The 13,075-nt window shown below is 34.1% G+C and carries 14 protein-coding genes and 1 pseudogene; 4 read left to right on the top strand and 11 right to left on the bottom strand.

Annotated elements, in window-relative coordinates:
* Positions 1 to 124: 124 nt before the first annotated feature.
* From fliP to flhB, 4 genes are read left to right on the top strand one after another with little or no spacing between them, the layout of a single operon-like run.
* Positions 125 to 904: a flagellar type III secretion system pore protein FliP gene (gene fliP, locus ACY2LT_RS02810; protein WP_491816242.1), complete on the top strand. Its 780-nt coding sequence runs from the start codon at positions 125 to 127 to the stop codon at positions 902 to 904.
* Positions 905 to 911: 7 nt separating this feature from the next.
* Positions 912 to 1,175, top strand: a complete 264-nt coding sequence (gene fliQ, locus ACY2LT_RS02805; RefSeq protein WP_491816240.1) for a flagellar biosynthesis protein FliQ — start codon at positions 912 to 914, stop codon at positions 1,173 to 1,175.
* Between the two features lie 4 nt (positions 1,176 to 1,179).
* Positions 1,180 to 1,983 (top strand): flagellar biosynthetic protein FliR, encoded by an 804-nt coding sequence (locus tag ACY2LT_RS02800; RefSeq protein ID WP_491816238.1) that lies wholly within the window; start codon positions 1,180 to 1,182, stop codon positions 1,981 to 1,983.
* Between the two features lie 2 nt (positions 1,984 to 1,985).
* Positions 1,986 to 3,071, top strand: coding sequence for a flagellar biosynthesis protein FlhB (gene flhB / locus ACY2LT_RS02795; protein ID WP_491816236.1), 1,086 nt, complete (start codon positions 1,986 to 1,988; stop codon positions 3,069 to 3,071).
* Here flhB and metF read toward each other — a convergent pair.
* The 11 genes and pseudogenes from metF to ACY2LT_RS02740 form a co-directional block, all read right to left on the bottom strand.
* Entirely contained in the window at positions 3,068 to 4,021 is a 954-nt protein-coding gene (gene metF, locus ACY2LT_RS02790; RefSeq protein ID WP_491816234.1) for a methylenetetrahydrofolate reductase [NAD(P)H], read from the bottom strand. The two genes, flhB and metF, sit on opposite strands and share 4 nt — an antisense overlap.
* Positions 4,018 to 7,668 carry a methionine synthase gene (gene metH, locus ACY2LT_RS02785; RefSeq protein WP_491816233.1) on the bottom strand — a complete coding sequence of 1,217 codons (3,651 nt, stop codon included), beginning with the start codon at positions 7,666 to 7,668 and terminating at the stop codon, positions 4,018 to 4,020. The genes metF and metH overlap by 4 nt, the downstream gene beginning before the upstream one ends.
* Positions 7,669 to 7,772: 104 nt before the next feature.
* Complete coding sequence (locus ACY2LT_RS02780; protein ID WP_491816231.1) at positions 7,773 to 8,891, bottom strand: glycosyltransferase; 1,119 nt, start codon at positions 8,889 to 8,891, stop codon at positions 7,773 to 7,775.
* Positions 8,892 to 8,894: 3 nt separating this feature from the next.
* On the bottom strand, positions 8,895 to 9,878 hold the full coding sequence (locus ACY2LT_RS02775) for a GNAT family N-acetyltransferase (protein WP_491816229.1): 984 nt from the start codon (positions 9,876 to 9,878) through the stop codon (positions 8,895 to 8,897).
* A gap of 6 nt (positions 9,879 to 9,884) precedes the next feature.
* Complete coding sequence (locus ACY2LT_RS02770; RefSeq protein ID WP_491816228.1) at positions 9,885 to 11,075, bottom strand: oxygen-binding di-iron domain-containing protein; 1,191 nt, start codon at positions 11,073 to 11,075, stop codon at positions 9,885 to 9,887.
* 231 nt (positions 11,076 to 11,306) lie between these two features.
* Entirely contained in the window at positions 11,307 to 11,504 is a 198-nt protein-coding gene (locus tag ACY2LT_RS02765; protein WP_491816227.1) for a hypothetical protein, read from the bottom strand.
* Between the two features lie 9 nt (positions 11,505 to 11,513).
* Complete coding sequence (locus tag ACY2LT_RS02760; protein WP_491816225.1) at positions 11,514 to 11,681, bottom strand: hypothetical protein; 168 nt, start codon at positions 11,679 to 11,681, stop codon at positions 11,514 to 11,516.
* A 113-nt stretch (positions 11,682 to 11,794) separates the two neighbouring features.
* Entirely contained in the window at positions 11,795 to 12,028 is a 234-nt protein-coding gene (locus ACY2LT_RS02755; protein ID WP_491816223.1) for a hypothetical protein, read from the bottom strand.
* Complete coding sequence (locus ACY2LT_RS02750; RefSeq protein WP_491816777.1) at positions 12,019 to 12,426, bottom strand: CdiA C-terminal domain-containing protein; 408 nt, start codon at positions 12,424 to 12,426, stop codon at positions 12,019 to 12,021. Before ACY2LT_RS02750 ends, ACY2LT_RS02755 begins: the two co-directional genes overlap by 10 nt.
* A gap of 18 nt (positions 12,427 to 12,444) precedes the next feature.
* Positions 12,445 to 12,618: pseudogene (locus ACY2LT_RS02745) on the bottom strand (hypothetical protein); the annotation flags it as partial.
* Positions 12,619 to 12,880: 262 nt separating this feature from the next.
* Positions 12,881 to 13,075 (bottom strand): hypothetical protein, encoded by a 195-nt coding sequence (locus ACY2LT_RS02740; RefSeq protein WP_491816221.1) that lies wholly within the window; start codon positions 13,073 to 13,075, stop codon positions 12,881 to 12,883.

The following is a 13,075-nucleotide window of genomic DNA, read 5'->3' as shown; positions in this document are numbered from 1 at the left end:
AAACATATTAATAAACCATAGTTCAATATTATCTTATTACATAACAACAACTTATAAAGACCAAATTATTTATCCAATAATGTGGCATTTTCATTGCATTCAAACAAGAAAAATGCGATTGAAAATGAAAATTACTGGATATATATTAACAGCAATATTGATATTTCTATTAAATTGCAATCTGTACGCTCAGAGGCAGGAAGAAGTACCTGCAAAAAACACCATTGCTATACCTAAATTATCAGTAAATGTTGATATGGCTGACGGCAAGGATGATTTAGTTCTTACGCTTCAGATCCTTGTCGTAATGACAATATTGACGCTTGCACCGTCAATATTGGTTATGATGACTTCTTTTACTCGCATAATAGTTGTCTTTCATTTTTTACGACAAGCACTTGGAACTCAGACCCAGCCACCTAATCAATTGCTTACAAGTTTAGCACTTTTTCTGACATTTTTTGTTATGCAACCGGTGTTAAATGAGGCAAACCAAAAGGGATTGCAACCTTATCTGAGAGAGGAAATAAACCAGGAACAGGCTGTAAACAATATGATTCAGCCATTCAGGGAATTTATGCTAAAACACACTCGAGAAGAAGATCTTGGATTATTTATTAAGCTTAGCGGTGGAGATAAGCCAAACACAATTGAAGACGTCTCGATATGGGCAATTATCCCAGCTTATTCATTAAGTGAATTACGAATTGCTTTCCAAATCGGTTTTCTAATTTTTATACCTTTTTTAGTTCTTGATATGATAATTGCATCAACTTTAATGTCGCTTGGTATGTTTCTATTGCCGCCTCAATTAATTTCATTACCTGTTAAAGTCCTAATTTTTGTTCTGGTTGATGGTTGGTATTTAGTAGTTGATTCTTTAATGAAAAGCATCATAAAGTGAGTATATAATGACAGACCAATTTGTTATCCATATTGTTCGTGAAGCCTTTTATCACGTTTTATTAATAGTGGGACCTCTATTAATTGTATCATTAATTGTAGGATTAATTATATCAATTTTTCAGGCTGCTACATCAATTTCAGAACAGACTTTAACATTTGTGCCCAAAATACTATCAGTAGTATTATTAATCGTAATTTTATTACCTTTTATGCTCTCTACTTTAAAATCATTTGTATTAGAGATATATTCGTGGATACCAAGGTTATAGATAAATGCTTGATGGAACAACTCTATCAATATTGACAGCAAAATTTTTAATTTCAATGTTAATCTTTATCAGGATTAGCGGAATTTTTATTACTGCTCAATTTTTCGGAAGCACAGGTATACCTGTCCATTTGAAATTTATGTTAGGAATAATCCTAACAGTTTCGGTGGCAGCACCATTTTGGAATGAACAACCGCAAATTGATTTTCATCTATGGAATTTAGTATTGCTTGTATTTAAAGAAATATTAGTTGGAATGATAATAGGTTTTTCAGCTAATATGGTTATGTGGGCTGCACGTTTTGCCGGTGGATTAATAGATTTTGAAATGGGATTTCAAGCAGCAGCAATTTTCGACCAAGAACAAGGAGCACCAACATTAGTTGGTGAATTTTATTTTTTAATTGCTATGATGATTTTTTTAATGATTAACGGACATCATTATGTGATAGAAACACTTTTCTTTAGTATTAAAGCTGTTCCTCTTACAACTTTTACTATTTCTGAGGCAACTGTTGTTGTCCTAATAAAATTTGTTTCATCAGTTCTTATGTTAGGTTTGAAAATTTCAGCACCAATTATTTTATCATTGTTTTGCACAAATTTAGTGCTTGCACTTTTGGCTCGAATGGCACCACAGACAAACATTTTTATGCTAAGCTTTCAAATTAAAATTGGTGTTGGATTGGTGATGCTTTTTCTTACCGTACCAATGGTAGTATTGGTAATAAAATATGCTATGTCGAGTATCCAACACGAATTAATGAATATGCTATTAACACTAAATCCTGAGAATGTTGTGAGATAAAGATGGCAGAAAACAAAGAAGGTCAAGAGAAAACCGAAGAACCAACTGGCAGGCGACTGGAAGAAGCAAGAAATCGTGGTCAGGTTGGTAAAAGTCAAGATGTAACAACCGCGGGTATGATTATCTTAGGTGGGTTGCTTCTATTCGCCTGGGGAAGCTCGATAATGAGTACATATAGAGGATTGATGATTAATGTTTTACATAATGTCGCCAACTATGAAATTACATATACAAACATAATAAGTAGTTTTTACAAATTTATTGTTTTGCTGGCATCACTTCTTTTACCACTAATGCTGACAATATACGTTGTTGCATTAATTGGAGAAATATCACAGGTCGGGTTAAAAATTGCAACAAAAAAATTTACAGAAGGTTTAAATTTCAAAAAAGTTTTCAATCCATTTGAGGGAATTGGTAAAATACTGTTTTCTACTAACTCTTTGGTAGAATTAGTAAAAAGTTTCATTAAATTATTTTTGCTTGGTGGATTAGCAATATATATAATATTAAATCATACAGAAGAGTTGATTACACTCTCAGAAAGACCTTTTTTTGATTTTGGCTCACTAATGGTAGATCTAAGTTTTGAATTAGTATGGAAAATTGGGGTATTGTTCCTGTTCATTGCTGCATTTGATTATATGTATCAGAAGTGGCGCTTTAAAAACGAAATGAAAATGACAAAGCAAGAAGTTAAAGACGAAATGCGTCAGAGTGAAGGCGATCAAATGGTTAAAGCAAGAATACGTTCTATAATGAGAAATCGCTTGCGAAAACTTATGTTAAAGAACGTTCCGAAGGCAGATGTTGTTATTACCAACCCTACGCATTTTGCTGTTGCATTAAGATATAAGTCGGGAGTTGATAATGCACCGAAAGTTGTCGCAAAAGGTGTTGATTATCTTGCATTGAAAATTAAAACAATTGCTTTGGAAAATGATGTGCCAGTTGTTGAAGAACCACCACTTGCACGACAATTGTATTTTACTTGCGAAATTGATCAAGAAATACCAGAACAACTATTCAAAGCGGTTGCTCAAATATTAGCCTACATTTACCATCTTAAGCAAAAAACTCCATTTTAGTATATTGCTTGAGCTATTTTTGCAATATTTGACGAGCGACCCATAGTATAAAAATGAATGCTCGGCACTTTTGCTTCGATTAATTCTTTTGCTTGCGCGATAGCCCATTCTATTCCGACTTGCTCAACTTCTTTGTTGGAATTACATTTTTCAACTTCTTTTGATAATTCAATTGGAATTTCAACGTAAAAGTTTTTGGGTAATATGCTGAGATGTCCTTTGACTGAAATTGGTTTTATTCCCGGTACAATTGGAACATCTATTCCATGTTTACGACACAATTCTAAATAATCAAAATAACGTTTGTTATCAAAAAACAATTGAGTAACTATGTAGCTTGCACCGCAATCTAATTTATGCTTCAATACTCTAATATCGGTCTCGAAATTTGGAGATTCCGGGTGCTTTTCGGGATAACCAGCTATACCAATCGAAAACTGAGTTGGTGTAGGATTAGCAATATCTTCATCTAAATATATCCCATTATTTAATTTTGAAATTTGATCAATTAATTCGCTTGCATAAGTGTGTCCACCCTTAGTTGGTATAAATGTTTTCAGATTTTTGTCTGGATCACCGCGAACAACCAATAAATTATGAATTCCTAAAAAATTCAGATCAATCAATGCATCTTCGGTTTCCTCTTTAGTAAAACCTGAACAAATTAAATGCGGAACAACTTCAATGTTATATTTATGCTTTATAGCAGCAGATATTCCCACTGTTCCAGGGCGTTTACGAATCAGGCGTTCCTCGAGCAAACCGTCATTACGTTTTTTATAGACAACCTCTTCCCTATGATATGTAACATTAATGTATGCTGGATTAAATTCGAGAAGTGGCTCGATAGCATCGTATATTTCTTGAATACTTTTCCCCTTTAATGGTGGCAAAAGTTCAAAGGAAAAAAGTGTTCTTTGGGTATTTTTTAATAAGTCAGCAACTATCATAAGCTTAAATTTATAGTATCCAACAAATATTTTCTTGCATTTTCAACACAAATGTTTTTCTTTTTAGCATACAACTCTATTTGTTCAGTTCCTACAGAAAAAATTTTAAAATAATGTGATTTCGGATGTGCAAAAACATAAGCACAAACAGAAGCGGCAGGATACATCATAAATGTATCGGTCAGCTGAACACCTATTTTCTGTGCATCAAGCAATTCGAAAATTATTTGCTTTTCAGAATGATCAGGGCAAGCTGGGTAACCTGGTGCTGGTCGAATGCCACGATATTTTTCTTTGAATAATTCAGGAATTGATAAATTTTCGTCAGGCGAAAATCCCCAAATCTTTGTTCTGATTTCTTTGTGCAAATATTCCGCAAAAGCTTCGGCAAATCTATCTGCAAGAATTTTGACCATTGTATAATTGTAATCATCTCCTTGATTTTTGAACTGGCCGGCAAATTCATCGGAGCCGATTCCGCCAGTTACCACAAATAAGCCTATATAATCTTCTATTCCTGTTTCTTTTGGTGCAATAAAATCAGCTAAACATAAATTATTCTCACTGTCTTTTCGTTTGCTACAATCTCTTAAAAAGCACAATTTTCTAATTCCATTATCAAAATATATCTCCACATCTTCATCAACAGAATTTGTTTTAAAAATACCGTATGCAGCATTTGCTGTGAGCTTTTTCTCTTTTATTATTTCATCTAATAATGAATTTGCATCATTGAACAACCGAGAAGCCTCTTTTCCTTTTTCATTGTCTTGAAATATTTCCGGATATTTTTTATTTATTCCCCATTGATAAAAAAAGAAAGTCCAGTCAATATATTCTTTTAATACTGACAAATCCATATTGAAAATATAATTTATTCCAATATAGTTTGGTCGAACAATATCGGCGCCTTCTTTTTTCCATACAAACTTGTTATTTCTTGCTTCTGTTAATGAAATAGAATTATTTTTAATATTTTTTTCATCGAAATGTTTACTTCTCAATTCTTCATATTCTTTTTTTATTTTGAAGATAAAATCATTTCTTTTGTTTTTATCCAAAAGCTCTGCAACAACAGGAACACTCAAAGACGCATCTTTAACGTAAATAACAGCACCAGAATATTTAGGATCGATCTTAATTGCAGTGTGAAGTTTTGATGTTGTTGCACCACCGATAAGTAAAGGAATTGTAAAATTGTGTTTTTGCATTTCTTCGGCTACGTTTACCATTTCATCAAGGGATGGAGTAATTAAACCACTTAACCCAATAATATCTGCATTATGCTTTTTTGCTTCATACAAAATTTTCTCAACAGGCGTCATTATTCCAAGGTCAATTACTTCATAATTGTTACACGAAAGCACCACACCAACAATATTTTTCCCGATGTCGTGAACGTCGCCCTTAACAGTTGCTAATAATATTTTTCCGGCTTTTGTTGCAACTCCGTCTTTTTTATTCTGCTCAATGATAATTGGTTCAAGCAAGCTGACGGCTTTCTTCATTACTCTTGCTGATTTCATTACTTGTGGTAAAAACATTTTGCCTTGCCCAAATAATTCTCCAACCCTGTCCATTCCTTTCATTAACGGTCCTTCGATGATTTTTAGGGCAAAGCGGTATAATTCAAGAGCTTCCTTAATATCCTCATCAATAAAATCACTGATTCCATTAACCAAAGCATATTCAAGACGCTCATCAACGGAGAAATTTCTCCATTCGACTTTTTTAAAGATACTTATTGCTTTTTGCTCAACTCTTGATGCATATTCAAGCAATCTCTCAGTGGCATCCTCTCTTCGGTTTAATATTAAATCTTCGCAAAGAATTCTTAATTCGGCATCAATTTCGTCGTAAATAGGCAATGCTCCTGCATTAACAATTCCCATATCTAAACCAGCATTTACTGCGTGGAAAAGAAATACAGAGTGTAAAGCTTCACGAATTATGTTGTTGCCTCTAAAAGCAAAGGATAAATTGCTAATTCCACCGCTTGTTTTGCAATATGATAGATTCTTCTTAATCCATTCAACTGCACGAATAAATTCTAAAGCATAATTATTATGTTCGGGAATACCTGTTCCAATCGTAAGAATATTGCAATCGAATACAATATCCTCAGGTGGAAAGTCAATTTTTTCTGTAAGCAATTTATAAGCCCGATTACAAATTTCAATCTTTCTCTGAAAATCAGTAGCCTGACCTTTTTCGTCGAACGCCATCACTACTGTTGCAGCACCATATTTACGAATAAGTTTGGCTTGCTCAAGAAATATCTCTTCACCTTCTTTCAAACTAATGGAATTCACAATTGCTTTGCCTTGAATATTTTGCAAAGCAGTTTCAATAACTTCCCATTTTGAACTATCAATCATAAACGGAACTTTTGCAATATCTGGTTCGGCAGCAATAGTTCTTAGAAAAATCTCCATTTCCTGCTTTGCATCTAATAGTGCATCGTCAAAATTAATGTCAATTATTTGTGCACCATTTTCTATTTGCTGACGTGCTATCGATAGAGCTTCATCATACTTTTTTTCTTTTATTAATTTTGCAAATTTGGCAGAACCAGCTACATTCGTTCTTTCACCAATATTGATAAAATTACTATCTTTTTCAATAGTAAGTGGTTCAAGACCTGATAACCGGGTTTTTCTTGAAAAACTAATCGGTTTACGTGGTGTTTTTCCTAATGTAGCTTCTTTAAAAACTTTTATAAAATCAGGTGTGGTTCCACAGCATCCACCGACTATATTTACTAACCCCTCATCGATAAACAATTTAATCCATTCACCCATACTTTCAGGAGTCTCATCATATTGTCCGAATTGATTTGGCAATCCGGCATTAGGATATGCAGAAATGAAAAGATAAGTTCTATAGGACAAGTCCAAAATCAGAGGATACATTTCCTTTGCACCAAGCGCACAATTCAAGCCAATCGATAGCAAAGGAAAATGACTAATAGAAATAAGGAAAGCATCAAGAGTTTGACCTGATAACGTTCTGCCTGATGCATCTGAAATTGTTACTGAAAGCATAACAGGTAGCTTTCTCTTTTTCTCTTCGAAAACACTTTGAATTGCAAACAATGCAGCCTTTGCATTAAGAGTATCGAATACAGTTTCCACAAGCAGAATATCACACCCACCATCCATTAATCCGTTTATCTGTTCTTTGTATGAATTGACCATTTGAACAAAGCTAACACTGCGGAAGGACGGATTATTTACATCCGGAGAAATTGATAGTGTTTTGTTTGTTGGTCCTATACTTCCAGCAACAAATTTATATTCAGATTTTGAAAACCTGTCTGCAACCTTTCGAGCCAATTTCGCTGCATTATAATTAATTTCATAAACGTAATCTTTCAAATCATAGTCAGCAAGTGATATGCTCGTAGAATTAAACGTGTTTGTCTCAATAATATCTGCACCTGCAACGAGATATTGATAATGAATTTCTTCAATCAATTCAGGTTTTGTCAGATTAAGTACGTCATTACAACCTTTAAGAAATTTATTATGTGCAGCAAAACGATCGCCACGGAAATCATTTTCCGATAATTTATATCGTTGGATCATTGTTCCCATTGCACCATCGAGAACAAGGATACGATTTTGAAGCAAGTTTTCAATAGACATATTATTACTCATAAATTTTTAAAGATTAAACGATTAGAGCAAAATATTATTAATTACGCTTGTTTGTCTTCTGAAAAGAATAAAATGTAAGAGTAATACAGGAATTATATTATGGCTAATAATTTTTGTATTTTCTTTTCTTCTGCGCTGTAATTATAATTTTTGGCAAATTGAAGAGAATTTTGCTTGTAATACTCATAATCATCAATAATTTTATCTATTGCGTTTTTAATTGAATTTGGTGTAAAATCTTTTATAGTAACACCGATATTATATTGATTAATAAATTTTTTCATTGCTGGAAGTGAAGATGCAATTTGTGGAAGTCCAGCCATTGCATATTCAAACATTTTATTAGGAAGAGCCAAACTATAGGAGAAGCTAATTGGTTCGATTAAATTCACTCCAATATCAGCAGAACAAGTCCATTGATGTAATTCTTCATATGGTATTTTGCCAACAAAAACTACTCTATCTAATATACCTTTGTTCTGAGCAATTATTTTTGCTTCATTTAGAAATAATCCATCACCCAACACAACAAATGCATATTTCTCCTGATTTTCAATAAAGTCTAAAATAGGAGAAATCCCACGTCCTTGATGAACAGCCCCCTGATATAATAAAACGACATAATTTTTCAAAAATGGATATTTCTCTTTAATAATATTTGAAGTAATATGTTCTCTATAAGGTGGGACGTTATAAAGAATAGTGAATAACTTATCAGTTTTAAAGTAACTTCTTAAATATTCAGCATCTAATTCGCCTGAGACGACAAAATGATTTACTATTTTGACCCATTTCTTTTCTAAAAACGACAATATTTTTTGTTTTAACGGGAAACCTGAAAGATTTGCAAGAGCAGAATATATTTCACGCGAATCATATATTACATAATCATCTTTTCGGGCAATTTTATAAATCGCACCTAAAGAATATAAATCGCAAGCCCAAAAAATATATTTATCTAATTTATTGCGGCGAAATGTCTCTTTAACGTAATTAATAAAAAAACGCCAGTTTAAAATTAATCTTTTATTGGATGCATCAAATGAAAAATGTTTTACATTATTGGGAAGTGAAATTTTTTGAAGTTCATTTTCAGAAGTTAAAGAAAAACAAACAACATTTGAAACTTTAGAAACAGCACGAAGAGCATTGAGACTGCGTCCGTCGCTAATTAAATTAGAAAATGTAATTAAGCAGACATTTGACTGCATTAACTAATCCGAAAATTTATAATGATAAGTGCTTCTTAATATTCCTCGGGCAAAAAAACGTTCTTTAAAATCTATCAAGCTTATTGAAGGTGTCATCGGGTCGGAAGCAGAAGTATCTTGGGAAACGCCTATATCAACCCACTGGTAACCTTCCTCGATTGCCTTTTCAACAGTGTGATGCATTATCAAATAGACTGGTTTTAAATATTCATATTCGTATAGCAGCATATTATAAAAACACAAGACAACTTTACTATTACAGAAAAACAGCCAGGAACCTGCAATTGGTGTATCTTCATAATAAACTATGTTTAAACGCACTTTGTCCGGAAGCAATTCGGCAAGTTTAATCATATCTTCAAGAGTATGAGTAGGCTTCACATTAAATTTTGCTTTGTTTTTCAATAAAATTTGATTAAAAGTTTCATAATCGTTACTTTCTCTTATGGAAATCCGATTATCACGCAGTATTTTTCTAATTGTTTTACGAGCAGTTTTATCGTAATGCAAAAAAGTATCTTTTCCGTATTTTAAGTCAATTGCGTGAGAAATATAATGAAGCTCAAAATCGAATTTTCTATAAAGCATAGCATATTCAATGTGTTGCGAAATATTTTTCGAATATACTATTGGAGGAGGAATAAGGAAAATCTCGTTAATACTGTTTTTAACACAATAATCCATAAAAGTATCAACTAACTCAAGGCATTCAGAAAAAGGCAAATCGTCTGTAACAAACGAACCATAGCTGGCTCCCACTGGCGACCAAAATATTTTTCCCTGTTCTTTGAATCCACCGGGGAGAACTGCTATTAATTTGCCATTTTTTCTAAACATAAAGCTTGTAAAATCAAATTTACCCGGAGTGTGATAATCAAGAAAAGTTTGTAAATGGAACATAGTTCCATTATTAGATTTCTCAACAAAATCCTCCCATTCCCCTTTCTTCGAAGGTTCATAAATTTCAACGCTTATACTACTGCTCATCTATTATCACTTTCCAACAAATTCAGCAAATTTTTGCCCAAATTGCTTTAATTTTTGTATCTCATCTTGATTAGGCAACCATTGTGTTTTAGCATTTTCCTCAAATAATTCAAAACCAGAATTTTGAAGAAATTCATTAATAATCTTTACATTTGCAGGACTCCATCCATAAGAACCAAACGAAGCTGCCTTTTTTCCTTCAAGAGCTAATCCTTTTATTTCCTCAAGAATTGCAGCTGTTGAATTCAAAATTCCATTATTATATGTAGGAGAACCTATCAATATTGCTTTAGAACGAAAAACTTCTGTTATTATATCACTATTATCCGAACGTGCAGAATTGAAAATTTTCACAATACAATCTTTATCAACTGACTTTATTCCTTCGGCAATACTTTCTGCCATTATTCGGGTACTATCATACATTGTATCGTAAACTATCGTAATTTGATTTTCTTTATATCCATTAGACCAATCAAAGTATTTATTAATTATGGTGTTTATATCTTCACGCCAGATAATACCGTGTGCAGTCGCGATCATACTAATCGGTAAGTTTAACGATTTAAGTTCTTCTAATTTCTTTATCGTTTTCTTTGCAAAAGGTGCTATAATATTCGCGAAATACTTCAATGCTTCATAATATAAAATATCTTTGTCGTAAACTTTACCGTCAAATAATTCATAAGAAGCATAGTGCTGCCCGAAAATATCCGATGAAAATAATATGTTGTCTCCATTAAGAAAACACATCATAGTATCGGGCCAATGTAACATTGGAGCTTCAATAAATGTCAGCTCACTTTTGCCAAGAGAAATTTTATCACCTGATTTAACTGTTTGAAAATTCCAGTCTTTGTGATAGTATCCTTTTATTGACTTGGCACCATTCGCAGTACAAATTATTTTTGCATTTGTAGCTTGCTCGACAAGTAATGGCAAAGCACCACTATGGTCTGGTTCAGCATGAGTAACAATAATGTAATCGATTTTATCTATTTCAACTTGTTGTCTTAAATTTTCAATAAATTCCTCTGAATAAGGCTTCCAAACAGTATCAATAACAGCAATTTTTTTATCCTTTATAAGATAAGAATTATATGAACTCCCTTTGTAAGTAGAAAGTTGTTCCCCGTGAAATTTGCGAAGTTCCCAATCAATTTTCCCAATCCAAGTAACTTTTTCTGAAATTCTCATAGAATTGAATACCATTAATTAAACAAAGTACAAAATTAAATAAAATAATTTAAGTAAAAAAGAAAATCCGCTTGCTTGCTCCCTTTTCTTGCCAAATCACTCAGCACCCCAACCCTTCCGAAGGTTCCCATCCCATATGGGCTCCACCTCTCAGGTGGAGCCCATTTTGAAATCCCACGCCTCCCCGCCATCCGATGAATTAAAACAATCAATCCAATTATTCAATCCACCTTACCAAGCTATATCGTCTATCTCTTTCTGTGTTATCCTTAGCATCTTGCGTAAATCATTAAATTCTTCCTCGGTGATTAACTTACATTCATACGCTTGATGTATTCTTCCTAAATAATAACAGTTTGTATTAGTGTTCCACTCGTGCTCCTCTACCGAGTTCAGCATATCCTTCAAATCTTTATAGTCCTCACTCATAGCTTCACCTTATAATTTTTTAAACATATTTGTTTGCTTTTTATAAATATACACTTCTTTTCCCTTGTGTTCATTAAGCCAGAGCTTCGTTTTCATAAACGCTTCCTGTTCATCTATTAAATCTTTTTCCAACTCAAATATAAACACATTAGATTGCCCAATAAAAAAACCTTCCAAACGCTCCCCATCCCTTCCGAAGGCTCCCCATCACATATGGGCTCCACCTCTCAGCTGGAGCCCATTTTCCCGCTCATCGGATGACTCCCGCTCATCCGATGAATTCTCCCCCTCTAATCGTCCTCCTGCGGCTCGCCAAATGTTACGTAATCCGTCCACTTGTGCAACTCCTGACGAGTAAACCCAAGCTTATCCAAATATTTATCCAGCTCTACAATCGATATTATTTCTTGATAATACGCAGCCAGCAACTCACCCACAAATATCAGTTTCGATTCGTAGGGCATATTGTTTTTTAACGCAATATCAATTCTGTTTTCTATTTCTTTTAAATATTTTATTCCCATTTTGTGTCCTCATATTTTTGTGTTTTTATTGTCCTATTTTTAATTATCGATACTTTTTTAAATGTCTTAGTCGAACGTTGTTTAAATTTAAGTATTCCGTGTTCTATATCATCTTGATTAGCTCCCTTCCTGTCATACAGCAGTATCCATTCCGCCCCTTGCTTTATCGCCTCCCTTATCTTATTGCGAACCGCTTCCGATACATTCACATCCGTCATCTCTTCGGTTATCGTTTTTAGCTCCGCCTTCCATCCGTCAATCATCGCATCATACGTCCCGCCCTCATTTCTCCTTCCTATCGGCTTCCGGATGTTCACATTATACCCGTAATTCGCTACCACCTCAAACGCTTCCCGCTCGTCTTTGTTTAATTTCGCTCCTTCCTCAATCTTAACCACACCCGGCGCCACCGCCACCCACCTGTGCCGGCAATTCCACCCTCCGCAAAAATACTCCACCGCCAAACCCTGCCCATTGTCCATCCTCCGTATCTCCTCTATCGAATACACCTTCCCTACACGCTCCCGACAAAATGGACGCGCTCCCGCTACCGTCCCCACATACCTGAAATACCTCGCCCCCGACTCCATCGCCCTCTCCATCATCCCCTGACGTCCTACCCCTATCCGTATTGTGTTAAAATAACTTAGCTAATTTATCTTAACATATTATTTTTATGTATATTACCTCATTGAATGAAGGCACCTCCAATAAAAACCCTTCCGAAGGTTTAGAACCTTCGGTCGTCTCCCCCTCCCCAAATGGGCTCCACCTCTCAGGTGGAGCCCATTTTCAACCTACCTATCTAAATGTGTTCCACCTACCAGGTGGAGCCCATTTTTACCACTCGCCTCACCAATTTATCCTGCTCAATTCTTCCTGGGTTATAGGAATTTTTTTTGTAAGTATTTCCGATTCTTCAAATGTTAAAAATCCTTTTATATACAATTGATCGATCAATCCAACCACATAACATTTCGTTTCTATATTCCAATCTTCTTCGGGAAACTCTTCTAAGCTCACCAACATATCTTCGCATAATCCCAT

This window comes from Eximiradius proteiniborus (genome assembly GCF_058546985.1).
This window is presented reverse-complemented; position numbering and strand designations above follow the sequence as displayed.